At 30.7% G+C, this 14,800-nt stretch carries 15 protein-coding genes; 8 read left to right on the forward strand and 7 right to left on the reverse strand.

Translation table 11 applies throughout. From position 1 onward, the window contains the following. Nucleotides 1-22 precede the first annotated feature (22 nt). The 4 genes from argC to IUY40_RS07965 form a co-directional block, all read right to left on the reverse strand. Nucleotides 23-1,000, reverse strand: coding sequence for an N-acetyl-gamma-glutamyl-phosphate reductase (gene argC, locus IUY40_RS07950; RefSeq protein ID WP_195736326.1), 978 nt, complete (start codon nucleotides 998-1,000; stop codon nucleotides 23-25). Further along, on the reverse strand, nucleotides 993-2,186 hold the full coding sequence (locus IUY40_RS07955; RefSeq protein WP_195736327.1) for an argininosuccinate synthase domain-containing protein: 1,194 nt from the start codon (nucleotides 2,184-2,186) through the stop codon (nucleotides 993-995). The genes argC and IUY40_RS07955 overlap by 8 nt, the downstream gene beginning before the upstream one ends. A gap of 4 nt (nucleotides 2,187-2,190) precedes the next feature. Further along, nucleotides 2,191-2,808: a GNAT family N-acetyltransferase gene (locus IUY40_RS07960; protein ID WP_195736328.1), complete on the reverse strand. Its 618-nt coding sequence runs from the start codon at nucleotides 2,806-2,808 to the stop codon at nucleotides 2,191-2,193. Nucleotides 2,809-3,373: 565 nt separating this feature from the next. Beyond that, the gene (locus tag IUY40_RS07965; protein WP_195736329.1) at nucleotides 3,374-5,635 is read right to left on the reverse strand and encodes a M1 family metallopeptidase; all 2,262 of its coding nucleotides are present in this window, start codon (nucleotides 5,633-5,635) and stop codon (nucleotides 3,374-3,376) included. Between the two features lie 179 nt (nucleotides 5,636-5,814). Between IUY40_RS07965 and IUY40_RS07970 the strand changes: the two genes are divergently transcribed. The 3 genes from IUY40_RS07970 (at nucleotide 5,815) to IUY40_RS07980 (ending at nucleotide 8,055) form a co-directional block, all read left to right on the forward strand. After that, on the forward strand, nucleotides 5,815-6,666 hold the full coding sequence (locus IUY40_RS07970) for an aldose 1-epimerase family protein (protein ID WP_195736330.1): 852 nt from the start codon (nucleotides 5,815-5,817) through the stop codon (nucleotides 6,664-6,666). Between the two features lie 17 nt (nucleotides 6,667-6,683). Further along, nucleotides 6,684-7,241, forward strand: a complete 558-nt coding sequence (locus IUY40_RS07975; RefSeq protein ID WP_195736331.1) for a GNAT family N-acetyltransferase — start codon at nucleotides 6,684-6,686, stop codon at nucleotides 7,239-7,241. A 256-nt stretch (nucleotides 7,242-7,497) separates the two neighbouring features. Next, nucleotides 7,498-8,055, forward strand: coding sequence for a DUF3575 domain-containing protein (locus tag IUY40_RS07980; RefSeq protein ID WP_195736332.1), 558 nt, complete (start codon nucleotides 7,498-7,500; stop codon nucleotides 8,053-8,055). 1 nt (nucleotide 8,056) lies between these two features. Here the strand turns inward: IUY40_RS07980 and IUY40_RS07985 are convergent, their stop codons facing one another. Next, nucleotides 8,057-8,284, reverse strand: coding sequence for a VF530 family protein (locus IUY40_RS07985; RefSeq protein WP_195736333.1), 228 nt, complete (start codon nucleotides 8,282-8,284; stop codon nucleotides 8,057-8,059). Nucleotides 8,285-8,385: 101 nt separating this feature from the next. After that, nucleotides 8,386-9,024, reverse strand: a complete 639-nt coding sequence (locus tag IUY40_RS07990) for an outer membrane beta-barrel protein (RefSeq protein ID WP_195736334.1) — start codon at nucleotides 9,022-9,024, stop codon at nucleotides 8,386-8,388. A 145-nt stretch (nucleotides 9,025-9,169) separates the two neighbouring features. On the opposite strand from IUY40_RS07990, the gene smpB reads away from it, so the two are divergent. Together smpB and IUY40_RS08000 are read left to right on the forward strand one after the other, a co-directional pair. Beyond that, nucleotides 9,170-9,622: an SsrA-binding protein SmpB gene (gene smpB / locus IUY40_RS07995; RefSeq protein ID WP_195736335.1), complete on the forward strand. Its 453-nt coding sequence runs from the start codon at nucleotides 9,170-9,172 to the stop codon at nucleotides 9,620-9,622. Between the two features lie 197 nt (nucleotides 9,623-9,819). Beyond that, entirely contained in the window at nucleotides 9,820-10,827 is a 1,008-nt protein-coding gene (locus IUY40_RS08000) for a helix-turn-helix domain-containing protein (RefSeq protein ID WP_195736336.1), read from the forward strand. 23 nt (nucleotides 10,828-10,850) lie between these two features. Here IUY40_RS08000 and IUY40_RS08005 read toward each other — a convergent pair whose 3' ends face one another. After that, a complete protein-coding gene (locus IUY40_RS08005; protein WP_195736337.1) occupies nucleotides 10,851-11,492 on the reverse strand; it encodes a protein-L-isoaspartate(D-aspartate) O-methyltransferase in 642 nt (213 codons plus the stop codon). 143 nt (nucleotides 11,493-11,635) lie between these two features. Between IUY40_RS08005 and IUY40_RS08010 the strand changes: the two genes are divergently transcribed. The 3 genes from IUY40_RS08010 (at nucleotide 11,636) to IUY40_RS08020 (ending at nucleotide 14,752) form a co-directional block, all read left to right on the forward strand. Continuing rightward, the gene (locus IUY40_RS08010; RefSeq protein ID WP_195736338.1) at nucleotides 11,636-12,601 is read left to right on the forward strand and encodes a Gfo/Idh/MocA family oxidoreductase; all 966 of its coding nucleotides are present in this window, start codon (nucleotides 11,636-11,638) and stop codon (nucleotides 12,599-12,601) included. An 88-nt stretch (nucleotides 12,602-12,689) separates the two neighbouring features. Continuing rightward, nucleotides 12,690-13,577 (forward strand): 3-hydroxyacyl-CoA dehydrogenase NAD-binding domain-containing protein, encoded by an 888-nt coding sequence (locus IUY40_RS08015; RefSeq protein ID WP_195736339.1) that lies wholly within the window; start codon nucleotides 12,690-12,692, stop codon nucleotides 13,575-13,577. Nucleotides 13,578-14,092: 515 nt separating this feature from the next. Next, nucleotides 14,093-14,752 carry a YggS family pyridoxal phosphate-dependent enzyme gene (locus IUY40_RS08020; RefSeq protein WP_195736340.1) on the forward strand — a complete coding sequence of 220 codons (660 nt, stop codon included), beginning with the start codon at nucleotides 14,093-14,095 and terminating at the stop codon, nucleotides 14,750-14,752. Nucleotides 14,753-14,800: the final 48 nt, after the last annotated feature.

A 14,800-nucleotide genomic window follows, 5' to 3' on the forward strand; every position in this document is an offset into this window, starting at 1 on the left:
GTCTTCTTTTTGTTTATTTTTTCTAAAATCCGCTTGGTTTCAAATGTAAACCTGTCGTTTCTGGTAATCCAAACATTAAATTCATATTTTGGATTGCTTGTCCAGAAGCTCCTTTGGTTAGGTTATCGATTATTGAAGTAATCAATATCCGGTTTCCACTTTTGGTTAAGCTAATAATACATTTGTTAGTTTGCACAACCTGTTTCATATTGATATTGGTTGTGGTTACGGTTACAAACGGTTCGTTTTTATAAAAATCTTCGTATTTCGCTACGATTTCATCTAAACTTTCTTCGACAGTAGTATATAAAGTTGCAAAAATTCCTCTTGCAAAATCTCCTCTGTTCGGAATAAATAACAACTCATCTGAATAAGCTGCCTGTAATTGATTTACACTTTGATTTATCTCTCCTAAATGCTGATGATCAAATGCTTTATAATGCGACATATTATTTGACCTCCAACTAAAATGTGTTGTTTCTGAAGGGCTTACTCCTGCTCCCGTACTTCCTGTTGTTGCATTAATATGTACATCGTTGTTTAAAAGCTCATTCTTTGCTAAGGGTAATAATGCCAGTTGAATCGCTGTCGCAAAACAACCCGGATTAGCTATAAATTGTGCTTTCCTGATAGCCGTTTTATTCAATTCTGGTAATCCGTAAACGAATTGTTTTCCATCAAAATTTGAATCTTCAGTCAATCTAAAATCATTTCCTAAATCAATAATTTTAGTATGACCTGCAAATTTATTTTCCTGCAAAAATGAAATAGACTTTCCATGACCTAAACATAAGAACAATACATTTACATCTGGATTGATAACATCAGTAAAATCCATTTCAATATCTCCCAATAAATCGTGATGTGCTACAGATAATGGCTTACCTGCATTAGTTGTACTGTACACAAAATCGATATTCACATTAGGGTGATACATCAATATTCTTATCAATTCGCCAGCTGTATAACCTGAACCGCCTATTATTCCAACATTAATCATAGTCTAAGTGATTTACAGATGAAAATATGTTTTGAGCATTTCCTAAAATTTTAATAAATCCTTTAGCATCATCAGATGTCCAAGCATTGTTCATTTCTCCATATTGACCAAATCCTGTATTCATTAAATCATTATCAGATTCAATTCCGTCAAGCGAAAAGTGATATGGTTTTAATGAAACAATTACAGTTCCATTTACTGTTTTTTGAGTATCTTCAAGGAAAGCTTCAATATTACGCATTACAGGATCCAAAAACTGACCTTCATGAAATAACATTCCGTACCAGTTTCCTAGTTGTTCTTTCCAATATTGTTGCCATTTACCTAGTGTATGTTTCTCTAATAAATGGTGTGCTTTTATAATTATTAATGGTGCAGCTGCTTCAAAACCAACTCTTCCTTTAATTCCAATAATAGTATCTCCTACGTGAATATCTCTACCAATTGCATAAGCATTAGCTAATTTTTCCAGGATAACAATATTTTTTGTTGGCGTATTTTTAATGTTATTTACACCTACTAATTCTCCTTTTTCAAATTGCAAAGTTACCTTCTCTTCGCCATCTTTTTCTAATTGCGATGGATATGCTTCACTTGGTAAAGCTTGGTTAGAAGTTAAGGTTTCTTTTCCTCCTACACTCGTTCCCCAAAGTCCTTTATTGATAGAATATTGTGCTTTTTCCCAAGAATAATGAACTCCATTTTTTTGCAAATAGTCTACTTCTTCTTGTCTTGACAATTTTAAATCTCTAATTGGAGTAATAATTTCAATTTCGGGAGCAATTGTCTGGAAAATCAAATCAAATCTAATCTGATCATTTCCTGCTCCTGTGCTTCCGTGCGCAATTGCTTCTGCTCCTACTTTTTTAGCATATTTTATTGCTTCAATAGCTTGAAAAACACGTTCGGCACTTACAGATAATGGATATGTATTATTTTTTAATACATTCCCATAAATCAAATATTTTATAGCTTTATCATAATACTTATCTACGATTGTAAGATTTGCATGTTGTGCACTTCCTAATTCGTAAGCTCTTTCTTCAATAGCATTTAATTCTTCTTCATCGAAACCTCCTGTATTAATAAGTACAGTGTGGACTTCATATCCTTTTTCATTTTTTAAATATTTAAGGCAGTACGAAGTATCTAATCCTCCGCTATAAGCTAATACAACTTTTTTCATAATTTTATTTTTTTAAGAAAAGGGCTTGTTTAATTAATTTTAATCTATTGAGTACTTTTACGTTAAATAGATGTTTTGGTGGATCTTTTTGTTTTTCTTTTGGATCGTACAACATTCCTGTACATAAGCACATTTTATTTTCTTTACTTTTTAATATTTCATAATTTGTACAAGTTTTACAACCTGCCCAAAAGCTTGGATCACTTGTAAGTTCGGAAAAAGGAACTGGTTTATATCCTAGATCTGAATTTATTTTCATAACAGCCAGACCTGTTGTGATACCAAATATTTTAGCATCTGGAAACTTTTCTAATGAGTAATCAAAAACTTTCGATTTGATTTTTTTGGCTAAACCTAAGTTTCTATAATCTGGATGTACTATCAATCCAGAATGAGCTACAAACTTACCATGCTGCCAGCTTTCGATATAACAAAACCCTGCAAATTTACCATCTACCAAAGCTATCAAAGCATCACTATTCTCCATTTTTTTCTGAATATATTCTGGAGTTCTTTTAGCAATTCCGGTACCTCTCAATAAGGCAGACGACTCTATGGTATCGCATATTTCTTGCGCATATTTATAATGTTCTTCTTGTGTTACAACAATAGAGATCTTCATTTCAATAGTTGAAGTTAGGGTTAAAAAATAAAACATGGTTTTTTTTCTGAAATCCGAGAGTTGCTCCAGCAAAGCTAAATAAAATATACGTAAAACCCTTACTATCAAAAAAATGACATTGAGATAATTTTAAATAAAATATACTTTTAGGATGTGTTTGTCCAAAGGACAACTTAGGTAATTTCAAAACAAAAAAATGAATATAAATAAATACGACGAAAAACTCTTTTGAATACTATAGAGATAGCATCCGTACTTCGGGAGAAGTAGCAGGCGAGTTTGTCCGTGACAAAGAAGTTATATGTAAACTTATTTTATTCATCGATGCAAATTTACATCTTTTTTTTAATTACAATACGTAATTTTAATTTTGTAACATTTTTTTAATATAATGTTGTTTTTATAGATTTATCGCATTACAACAACTAAATTCTACACAAAAATTAAACTTTTAATAAAAAAATGGCTATTTAAGTTATACTCAAATAGCCGTTTTTAATAATTCACAACTTTTAAAGCTCTTTAAAAAGCATATAGGTGTTATTTTTAATCTAATAAATTTAGATTACTCTTTTGTAAATTCCATTACTTGTGAGTTTTCTAAAATTGTCATTTTTAATCCAGTTTTAGTAAATACAAATCTTAATCCGGCTCTTAATGATTCGAAAGTATCAACTGCTCCGTCAACTGGATCAATTGTAAATTTAGGATAATTAGGAAGCTCTACTGTTAACGCATTATTTTTTTCTATAAATGTGATTTTAAGAGGTGTCATTTTACTAGAATATGTACCTAAATAAGAATCTAAAATAACATCCTTTTCGATTTTACCAGTTCCTGCTGTCCATACATTATTACTTTCATTACTATCTGGAAAAACGTGATCAGGATCAATTATAACACTCTCTATCTCTTCTGTAGAGTCAAATTTAAAAGACCACTCTTTATTTCTCTGCCAGATTTCAACTGGTAATTTTACTCTAGAAACTTTTCCGCTTTTAGTTTTCACATCTATTACAACAGGCATTACCATTTTTTCAAAATTCTCAATAGTAATAATAATTCCTTTTTTAGGATCATTTTTCACATATTTAATAGCATTTATACCCTGATCAAAACGCCAGTTATTAACAAACCATCCTCTCCAGAACCAGCTTAAATCTTCTCCTGCAACATTCTCCATTGTTCTGAAAAAATCATCCGGTGTAGGGTGTTTATAAGCCCAACGCTCCATATAAGTACGGAAGGCAATATCAAAACGTTCTTTTCCTAATATTTGTTCTCTTAAAATTACCAATCCTGAACTTGGTTTATAATAACACAACAAACCGATATTTGCCTCCTTCATATTATCTGGAGAACTCATAATCGTTTCTAATTTAGGACTAGTAAACATCTCTGCCATTTTATGCAAATCTCTTGGCGCTTCTTTATACTCCCCTTTATTAAACTCTGCTGTACTTAGTGAATTGATAAAAGTATTAAACCCTTCGTCCATCCATCCAAACAATCTTTCATTTGAACCTACAATCATAGGAAACCAAATATGTCCAAATTCATGATCTGTAACGCCCCATAAATCTTCTCCTTTTGATTCCCAACTGCAAAACACAATACCTGGATATTCCATTCCTCCTTCATTTCCTGCAACGTTTGTCGCAACTGGATAAGGATATTCTAGCCATCTATTTGAATAATTTTCAATTGCTCCTTTAGTATATTCTGTAGAACGTCCCCAAGCAGCATCTCCTGCACTTTCGACAGGATAAGCAGAAAGAGCCAATGATTTTTTCCCGCTTGGTAAATTAATTTTAGCACCATCTAAGATAAATGCCGCAGAAGAAGCCCATGAAAAATCGCGAGCATTTTTTATTTGATAATGCCATGTCTTTTCTCCATTTGCAGCTGTATTTGTTGCAGCAACTTCTTCAGCAGAACGAATCATTACTGTTTTATCACTTTGTGCTGCTTCTTTAAAGCGTTTTTGCTGTTCAGCTGTATAAACTTCTGAAGTGTTTAATAATTCTCCTGAGGCAACTACAAAATGATTAGCTGGAACTGTCAATTTTACATCAAAATCACCATATTCCAGATAAAATTCCGAAGCTCCTAAATACGGATGTGTATTCCATCCTCTTACATCGTCATACACACACATACGTGGATACCACTGTGCTATTGTGAAAATTTTACCGTTTTTAGTTTCAAGAACTCCTGTCCTATCTGATCCTTCATTTGGAGCAATATAAGAGAATTCAATTTTAATTTTAACACGGCTTCCCTTTGCTGCCAATTCTTCTGGTAGAAAAATTTGCATTCTGGTATCGGTAACAATATATTTCGCTTCAACTTCTGCTGATTTTTTCTTACCGAAAACAGTAACTTTTACCGATTTTATTTTATTTCCACCTTCAAAAACCTGACCTTGAGCTCCATTACGACTTCCTGACAATGGCACTACAGCATTTCCTCGTGAATCTTCTTTGAATAAATTTTGATCCAAATTAAGCCATACAAAAGACATTTTATCTGGACTATTATTGGTATAAGTAATTTCATCTGTGCCGATGATCTCATTAGTAACTCCATTTAACTTTGCAGTTATTTTATAATCTGCTCTATTTTGCCAGTATTCAGCACCAGGTTGACCGCTAGCTGAACGGGTTGGTGTTCCGTTTTTAGAATAGAACAATGGAGAGAATGCCTCATAATAATCGTATTTAGAAATAGGATTAGTATTTGCAGTAGGAACTTGTTGTGCCCATATGGCCGAAATTCCAAACAATAAAGCCATAGCAAATATGGCTCTCAAAGAGAGTTTTTTCATTTTTGTTGCTGTTTATCTAGCAAATTAATGAAAAAAAAAGCTATTAATGAATTAAATCCAAATAGATTAATACAATTTTACAAAAATTTTATAGAAAAATATTTCATCCGCTTTTTCGCCTATAATTTAATTTTATAAATATATTTACAATATTTTTTTAATCTTTCAAAACCTATATTTTGATTACAATTATTTCAAATTCAAAACTTACTGCTTCGATTAAACATACTGGAGCCGAATTATTTTCATTAAAAAATACTCATAATAAAGAATATATATGGGAAGGTAATCCTGCTTTTTGGGGTAAACATTCTCCTGTTTTATTTCCAATAGTTGGCACATTAAAAAACAATACCTATACAATTAATGCTATGCCGTATCATTTGCCAAGGCATGGTTTCGCTAGGGATTTGGAATTTAATCTAATTTCTAAAACTGATGAAAGTGCTGTTTTTTCAATTCAATCGAATAATGAAACACTGAAAATATATCCTTTTGAATTTGAACTCCAAATAATTTATACCTTAGTAGATTCTCAATTAGATATAGAGTACAAAGTAATTAATAAAACCGATTTAAACATGCCGTTTTCTATTGGAGCTCATCCTGCTATAGCGCTACCAGAAAATTTTGAAGATTACACTTTAGAATTTGAGAAAAAAGAGGTTTTAAAATATTCTTTACTTGAAAATGATTTAATTTCTAATAAAACAAAACAATTAGAAACAAAAGAAGGTCAAATTCAGCTAAATTATTCACTATTTAAAAATGATGCATTAATATTTAAGTCATTAGAATCAAATACTTTGGCTATCTTAAAAAATAATACACCATATGTAAAAGTTGACTTTACTAGCTTTCCTAGTTTAGGTATTTGGACAAAAGAAAATGCCCCTTTTATTTGTATTGAACCTTGGTTTGGTTATTCAGATACTCCCGAAAACTCTGGAAATCTTTTCGAAAAAGAAGGAATCTTGACTTTAGAAGCAAATAAAATATTTAATTCTAAATTTAGTATTGAAATTCTATAATTTAATCTTATTGCTTTATGTTAACTCTAAATTTTTCACCATTTCCTGTACTCAAAACTGAACGCTTATTCCTTAAAAGAATAACAAATGAAGATGCTAACGAGATTATAGCGCTACGTTCTAATCCAGAAACTATGAAGTACATACCGAGACCACTCATAAAAACTAATGAACAGGCATTGGAACATATAGCACAAATCAATAGTATTACAGAAACTAATGAGGGAATCAATTGGGGAATTACGCTAAAAGACAATCCTAAAATAATTGGTTTTATTGGTTATTTTAGAATAAAGCCAGAGCATTATCGTGCCGAAATCGGCTATATGTTATTACCTGAATTTCATGGAAAGGGAATAATTCCAGAAGCTGTAAAAACAGTAATTGATTATGGTTTTAACGAAATGAAACTTCATTCAATCGAAGCTGTTATTGACCCTGATAATCTGGCTTCTGAAAGAGTTTTACAAAAAATGGGATTTGTAAAAGAAGGTCATTTTAAAGAATCTGAATATTATGAGGGGCGTTTCTTAGACAGCGTAATTTATTCATTACTCAACAAAAAAAGTATTTAAATCATTAAAAGTGCTGAAACTATAGATGAAATTAAAATATAAGCTTTTCATACATCCGATAATTAAACATTAAAGAGTAAGACTAATTTGCTGTAATAAAACCACTTAGCATTTACAATCCATAAATAACTTACATAATTTTAATCAATTCTTGTTAAATTTTTAAATCATGGCTACACAACATAATGCATTGCGTTATATTTGCATCCGAAACTAGCAACCAAAACTAACTTATTGCTAGTAATTACTAGATTTTATGAAAAAAATATTTGCCTTAATCGTTCTTTTGTTATCAATCCAATCTTATAGTCAAACTTATATAAAAGCAAATGCTCTTACGGCTTTAGTCGCTATTCCTGATGTTGCTGTAGAAACAAGTATTGGTAATAAACTAACCCTTAATATTGACTTGATGGCCTCTTTTTGGGAATCATTTGATGGTAAAACCCCAATGAAATTTGCCACCTTCACTCCTGAAATTCGTTACCATTTTAATGAAAAATTCAATGGTCTATATTTTGGTGGTCATATTGGAGGAGATGTATATAAAATTCAAAAATGGAATTATTGGGATACCAACAAATACGAAGAAGGGCATGGTTATAGAATAGGAGCTACACTAGGATATCAAAAGAAATTAAATGATAAATTCATGCTTGATTTTTTTATTAGTGGTGGATGGCATCAAGGTTTTTATAAAGGTTTTTACAATGATGGTACACCTGGCCGTTATGAAAAAGCTCCTCATTATAACAAAAGTGGAGAATGGTTACCTTATGGAGGTGGTGTAATGATCTCTTATAAATTAAATTAATTTACACTAGAAATTTAGGGATCGATTTTATATATAAATCCTCTACTTTTTTTCTAGCCCAATCTGTTTTTCTTAAGAAAGTTAAACTAGATTTTATACTAGGATTTGAAGTAAAACATTTAACCGGAATTAATTCACCTAAAGTATCAAACCCGTAATAACTAACTAGTTTTTCGAGTATCGCCTGAAGCGTGATTCCGTGTAAAGGATTTTTATCTTGATTTTGCATTTTATATTTTTAAATAAATAATAAAAAGACCATACTATAAAAAAGTACGGTCTTTTTTTTACAAATTTACTAAATTGAAATTTAAATAATCTTCTATAAAATTAGAATATGAATTTAAATCCAAAAGAAAGTGGTGAAGTTAAATTTGGATTACTTCCTCCTAAAGCAGTATTATAAGATGAATCTACATTTGCTACGTGTGCCAATCCAAAATTAGTTACTGTAGTCTTAGAACCAACCTTTGGATCTAAAGTAGTAGATGTGAAATTCGCTAAATCATAAGAAAACTCAACTGAGAAATATTTTGTTACAAAAAAATCAAATCCTCCTGATAATGCCAAACCAAATTGGTTTACTTTCAATTCGCTTTCTTTCTCTTTTCCTGTAATAACTGGGGCTGCCAATTGACCGAAGAAATATAATGAACCTGCTACATTCCAGTATTTTCTGGCTAATGGCTGAATAACAATTAAATCAGAATTTGCAGCAGTTCCTTTATTTGAATCAGCCTTTATGTTAATATATCCAATACCCGCACCAACAGCTACAGATGGCGTGATAAAAGCCCCTACAACCGGCATTACTAATAAATTTGTACTTTTTACATCATCAGTTTTAGTTTGTTGGTAACCAAATTGTGATGTTACAAACCATGCGCCTTTTAAGCCTTGATTAGCTTCCTGAGCTTTTACAGTTAACCCCATTAAAATAATACTAGCTAATGTTAAAATTTTTTTCATGTCTTTAAGTTTTTATTTAGATTTATTTAACAAATTTAAGCGTAAGTTATTTCCTGAAAAATGATTAAAATCATAGTTTAAAAGTTATCTTTAATTATCTTTGATTTTACTAAAGTTTTTCTTTTTTATTTTACATTTGTACCCTATGTTAAAAACAGTCAATATACTCAACAAAAGAGCCCGCTTCGATTACGAAATAATAGACACCTACAATGCTGGAATTGTTTTAGCCGGAACTGAAATCAAATCAATACGTCTTGGTAAAGCAAACATTACCGAAAGTTTTTGTGAATTTAGTGGTGATGAACTTTTTGCTATTAATACTTATATTGAAGAATACATGTTCGGAAATCAATTTAATCACAAATCAAGAAGCGAACGAAAACTGCTTTTGAATAAAAAAGAATTAAAAAGTCTTCAAAAAAGTGTGCAAGCAAAAGGATTAACAATTATTCCTTTAAAGTTATTTACTAATGAAAAAGGATTAGCTAAATTACAAATCGGCCTTTGTAAAGGGAAGAAAAACTACGACAAACGCGAATCTTTAAAAGAACAAGATACTAAACGTGATCTAGACCGAATTAAGAAAGCTTTTTAACAAAAGTCATATCTCAATATTTACACTTATTTTTACTACAATAAATTCTAAATTTCAATTAGATAAAAAAAGACGGCATACTACCTAAGAAATAATACTTATCAAAATACAATAGCATTGAATTCATTTTTAATGCTATTTTTTATTACTAAAACAATGACTAATTTTGTCTTGACAATTAAAACTATGATTCTAAAATGAAAATGATTCTTAAAAATGCTCGAGAACAAAAAGGTTTTAAAACGCGAGAAGTTGCACAATTACTCGAAATTGATCAAGCATTAATAAGCAAATTTGAAAGTGGTACCCGAAAACCTACAAGAGAACAAATTATTAAACTTGCTTCATTACTCGATATTGATTTTGAAAATTTATTAATTGTTTGGTTAAAAGAAAAAATAATACATGAAATTGGGCATGAAGAATTTGCTCTTAAAGCACTTCATCTTGCCGAAATAGAAATTCAAAATATCAAAAAAGCAGATACTTCGACCATCTTATCTACGCTACAAAGCATTCTGGATGAAATTGAAGTATTAAAAACAAAAATACAATCCTTTCAACAATTTGACTTGCACCGAATTTCTAAAATTTTAGAATTGGAATTTACATACGAAAGCAATCGCATTAATGACAACTCATTGACACTACAAGAAACTAAAGCAGTAATTAATGAAGGATTAACTATTGGAGGTAAGACAATGCGCGAACATTTAGAAGCTGTAAACCATCATGAAACTATTTCTTATATCAAAGATCTAACTCAAAAAAACAGTGCTCTCAATGAAAAAGAATTACTGACAATTCATACTCAGATTTTAAGAGGAATAAAACCTGAACATGCTGGAAAATATAAAAATGATTCCTTAATCATTCGCGAAATGAGTTCGTTTTTCAGTTGGTTTGAAACCAATAAGAGTACACTACACCCCATATTATTAGCTTCTGAAGCGCATTTAAGGATTATAAAAATTAGTCCTTTTGAAAGCGGAAATATTCAAATAGCACATTTAGTAATGAATTGGATATTAATTCAAAACGGCTATGTTTTTGCAACTATTCAAGGTGACAATGAACACAAAAATGAATATTTTTCAATTTTAGCCGAAAGCCAAAATCAAAACGATAAATCAATTTTTATAAATTTTGTTGCACAGGTAGAAAAAGAAAATTTAAAACGCGCCATCCAATTAGTTTCTCAATAAAAAAGCCCATAAATGGGCTTTTATTAATTTTTATCTTCTAATAAAGGAACGAATCTAAATTCTCCAAACTCATGTTTTTCAAATTGGGTTTCGTTTTTACGAATTAATAATGTCATAATCTGAACATCTTCTCCTAGCGGAATCACTAGCCTTCCTCCTATTTTCAATTGTGCCATTAACGGTTGCGGAATAAATGGGGCTCCAGCAGTTACAATTATACTATCAAATGGCGCATACGTAGGTAATCCTTTATAACCATCCCCAAAAGAAAGGTGTTTCGGACGAATTCCTAACTTAGGAAATAAAACTGATGTTGTTTTAAACAGTTCATTTTGTCTTTCGACACTATATACCCTGGCTCCCAACATATATAATACAGCAGTTTGATACCCTGACCCAGTACCAATTTCTAATACTTTATGGTCTTTTTTAACTTCTAAAAGCTGCGATTGAAACGCAACAGTGTAAGGTTGAGAGATAGTTTGCCCCGCACCAATCGGGAAAGCTTTGTCCTGATAAGCATAATCTTCAAAGCTAGAGTTCAAAAAAAGGTGTCTTGGAATTTTTTTTATCGCTTCCAAAACAGCTTTATCCGTAATTCCCTTTTGTTGCAAAGTGCTTACTAATTGATTCCGAAGTCCTTGATGTTTGGCAGTGTCTTTCAATGTTTGTTCTTTTAATTTTGGTAAAAATAAGAAAGTAAATAGTAATTCAAATATTGATTCTTAAATATTAAATTACTAAAACTTTAAAGCATTCACTTTCACTTTCAACAAATAAATTATATTTTTGTTAAAAATACATTCTCATGTTAAAAGTAGGAGTTTTAGGTGCCGGTCACTTAGGTAAAATACATTTACGTTTATTACAACAATCTGATAAATATGAATTAGTTGGTTTTTATGACCAAAATCAAGAAAACGCCGAGAAAATTTCAAAAGAATTCGGTTATAAAAATTTCAATACAATTGCCAAATTAATACATGCTGTAGATGTAATTGATATTGTAACCCCAACATTATCACATTATAAATGTGCTAAAGTTGCTATAAAATCTGGAAAACATATCTTTATCGAAAAACCAATTTCGAATACTGTTGAAGAAGCCGAAGAAATTATTGCTTTAGCAAAAGAATATAACGTAAAAGGTCAGGTTGGTCATGTGGAACGCTTTAATCCAGCATTCATAGCAACAAAAAACATGATCGAAAACCCGATGTTTATAGAAACACATCGTTTAGCAGAATTTAATCCTCGTGGTACAGATGTCCCTGTAGTATTAGATTTGATGATTCATGATATTGATGCTATTTTAAGCGTAGTAAAATCGAAAGTAAAAAACATCAATGCTAGTGGAGTTTCAGTAATTAGTGATACTCCAGATATTGCCAATGCTAGAATTGAATTTGAAAATGGTTGTGTTGCAAACTTAACTGCAAGCAGAATTTCGATGAAAAACATGCGTAAAACGCGTTTTTTCCAAAGGGATGCTTATATTTCAGTAGACTTTTTAGAAAAAAAATGTGAAGTAGTTCGTATGAAAGATGCTCCTGAAATTCCAGGTGATTTTGATATGATTTTGCAAAATGCTGAAGGCGTAAAAAAACAAATCTATTTTACAAATCCAGATGTGGAGCAAAACAACGCCATATTAGACGAATTAGAATCTTTTGCAAATGCTATAAATACAAATACTGATCCGGTTGTAACTCTAGAGCAAGCAACAGATGCGTTAAGAGTGGCTTACCAAATTATTGACTGTTTCGATAAATAAAAATAATCACAAAAAAAAGTTAGCCATAAATTCACAAATTAATTTGTGAATTTATGGCTAAAATTATAAAATATAGTACTTAAATAATATGAAAACAATAGCTGTAATCGGTGCTGGAACAATGGGTAACGGAATTGCTCATACATTTGCTCAAAGTGGTTTTGTTGTAAAACTAATTGATGTTTCAGAAAAATCATTAGACAAGGGAATGGCAACCATTGCCGCTAATTTAGACAGAATGCTTGCAAAAGGAAGCATTACTGCAGAAGAAAAAGCTAAAACAATAACAAATATTATCACCTATACAGACATTAAAGATGGTGTTGTAGGAGTAGATCTAGTTGTAGAAGCAGCTACCGAAAACATAGATTTAAAACTAAATATTTTTAAACAATTAAACGAAACTTGTTCTCATAATACAATTTTAGCAACAAATACTTCATCTATTTCTATAACACAAATTGGATCTGTTGTTGCACATCCTGAACGTGTTATCGGAATGCACTTTATGAATCCAGTACCAATTATGAAATTGGTAGAAATCATTCGTGGTTACAACACTAGCGATGAAGTTACTAAAATTATTATGGAGCTTTCTATTAAATTAGGTAAAACCCCTGTTGAAGTAAACGATTATCCAGGTTTTGTAGCAAACAGAATTTTAATGCCTATGCTAAACGAAGCCATCGAAACGCTTTACAATAAAGTAGCTGGTGTTTACGAAATAGATACCGTAATGAAACTTGGAATGGGGCACCCAATGGGGCCTTTACAGCTAGCTGATTTTATTGGTCTTGACGTATGTTTAGCTATTTTAAATGTGATGTACGACGGTTTCAAAAACCCTAAATATGCACCATGTCCATTATTAGTAAATATGGTACGAGCTGGAAAATTAGGTGTGAAATCTGGCGAAGGGTTCTATGATTATAGTGAAAATAAAAAAGCAGATAAAATCTCAAAGCAGTTTATATAGATATTCATTTGTTCAATGAAAAAAATATATTTTTTTAGTAGTTTTAATAATTTCTATCTTAATCGGTCTTTTTTATTACAAACCAATAACATCAAAATATTTATTTGGAATAGCAAAAATTCTACAGCAAGACAATGAATATCAATTAGAAATTGACAATATAGTATATAACAATTGTGTTTTTAAAAGTACAGCAAGTTTTGATAAAAAACGAAATCATGATTTTATAATTTTATATTTGAAGGATTTAAAAATCAAACCTAGGTTTGAAATTATTGTTGTAAATATTAACTAGAAGCTAATAGGTCATTTCTGTATTTCTACTGGTTGCTATGATAAAGTATTTGAAAAACTTTTCAAAGTGATATGGGTTCATTTTATACACCTTTAAATGGTGACAAAGAGCCCGGATTTGATGCTAAATTAAAAATAGAAAATCAGAAGATGGATTTTTACATTCCGTCAGAATAAAATAGAAAATTACATATTCAGCTTTCCAAAAAAATAAATTAACAATGTCTATTAAAGCAAATTTAAATATCATAAAAACTTCCCTGCCAGAACATGTAACATTAGTTGCGGTTTCTAAAACTAAACCAGTTACTGATTTAATGGAAGCTTATGAAGCGGGTCAGCGTATTTTTGGAGAAAATAAAATCCAAGAGATGACAGACAAGTGGGAAGAAATGCCAAAAGACATTCAATGGCACATGATAGGTCACGTACAAACAAATAAAGTGAAATTTATGGCATCGTATGTTAACTTAATCCATGGAGTCGATAGTTTAAAACTACTACAGGAAATCAATAAACAAGCATCCAAAAATAATCGTATTATTGATTGCCTGCTTCAAATTCATATTGCTGAAGAAGAAACAAAATTTGGACTCGACGAAAAAGAACTCACCTCACTCCTAGCTTCAGATGAATTTCATAATATGAAAAACATTCAGGTTATTGGCCTAATGGGAATGGCAACTTTTACAGAAGATCAAAAACAGATTAAAAAAGAATTCACTCATTTAAAATCTATTTTTAACTCTTTACAATCTACAGAAGCTGTAAACTGTAAACTGAATACTATTTCAATGGGTATGTCCGGAGATTACCAACTTGCAATAGAATGTGGCAGCACTATGGTGCGTATCGGAAGTAGTATATTTGGAGGGAGATAGCTAAATAAAAAACAATTAATTGCAATTTCAAAAAAAAATAACAATTTA

Origin of the sequence: Flavobacterium sp. ALJ2 (assembly GCF_015594725.1) — a bacterium.
GTDB lineage: Bacteria > Bacteroidota > Bacteroidia > Flavobacteriales > Flavobacteriaceae > Flavobacterium.

What these genes read in the sequence shown, in the direction of transcription:
- IUY40_RS07980 (WP_195736332.1), top strand. Translation starts at nt 7,498, where the DNA reads ATGAAAAAAATATTTGCCTTAATCGTTCTTTTGTTATCAATCCAATCT.
- IUY40_RS08015 (WP_195736339.1), top strand. Translation starts at nt 12,690, where the DNA reads ATGAAAACAATAGCTGTAATCGGTGCTGGAACAATGGGTAACGGAATT.
- IUY40_RS07975 (WP_195736331.1), top strand. Translation starts at nt 6,684, where the DNA reads ATGTTAACTCTAAATTTTTCACCATTTCCTGTACTCAAAACTGAACGC.
- IUY40_RS08000 (WP_195736336.1), top strand. Translation starts at nt 9,820, where the DNA reads ATGAAAATGATTCTTAAAAATGCTCGAGAACAAAAAGGTTTTAAAACG.
- argC (WP_195736326.1), bottom strand. Translation starts at nt 1,000, where the DNA reads ATGATTAATGTTGGAATAATAGGCGGTTCAGGTTATACAGCTGGCGAA.
- IUY40_RS07960 (WP_195736328.1), bottom strand. Translation starts at nt 2,808, where the DNA reads ATGAAGATCTCTATTGTTGTAACACAAGAAGAACATTATAAATATGCG.
- IUY40_RS07985 (WP_195736333.1), bottom strand. Translation starts at nt 8,284, where the DNA reads ATGCAAAATCAAGATAAAAATCCTTTACACGGAATCACGCTTCAGGCG.
- IUY40_RS07955 (WP_195736327.1), bottom strand. Translation starts at nt 2,186, where the DNA reads ATGAAAAAAGTTGTATTAGCTTATAGCGGAGGATTAGATACTTCGTAC.
- IUY40_RS08020 (WP_195736340.1), top strand. Translation starts at nt 14,093, where the DNA reads ATGTCTATTAAAGCAAATTTAAATATCATAAAAACTTCCCTGCCAGAA.
- smpB (WP_195736335.1), top strand. Translation starts at nt 9,170, where the DNA reads ATGTTAAAAACAGTCAATATACTCAACAAAAGAGCCCGCTTCGATTAC.
- IUY40_RS07990 (WP_195736334.1), bottom strand. Translation starts at nt 9,024, where the DNA reads ATGAAAAAAATTTTAACATTAGCTAGTATTATTTTAATGGGGTTAACT.
- IUY40_RS07965 (WP_195736329.1), bottom strand. Translation starts at nt 5,635, where the DNA reads ATGAAAAAACTCTCTTTGAGAGCCATATTTGCTATGGCTTTATTGTTT.
- IUY40_RS08010 (WP_195736338.1), top strand. Translation starts at nt 11,636, where the DNA reads ATGTTAAAAGTAGGAGTTTTAGGTGCCGGTCACTTAGGTAAAATACAT.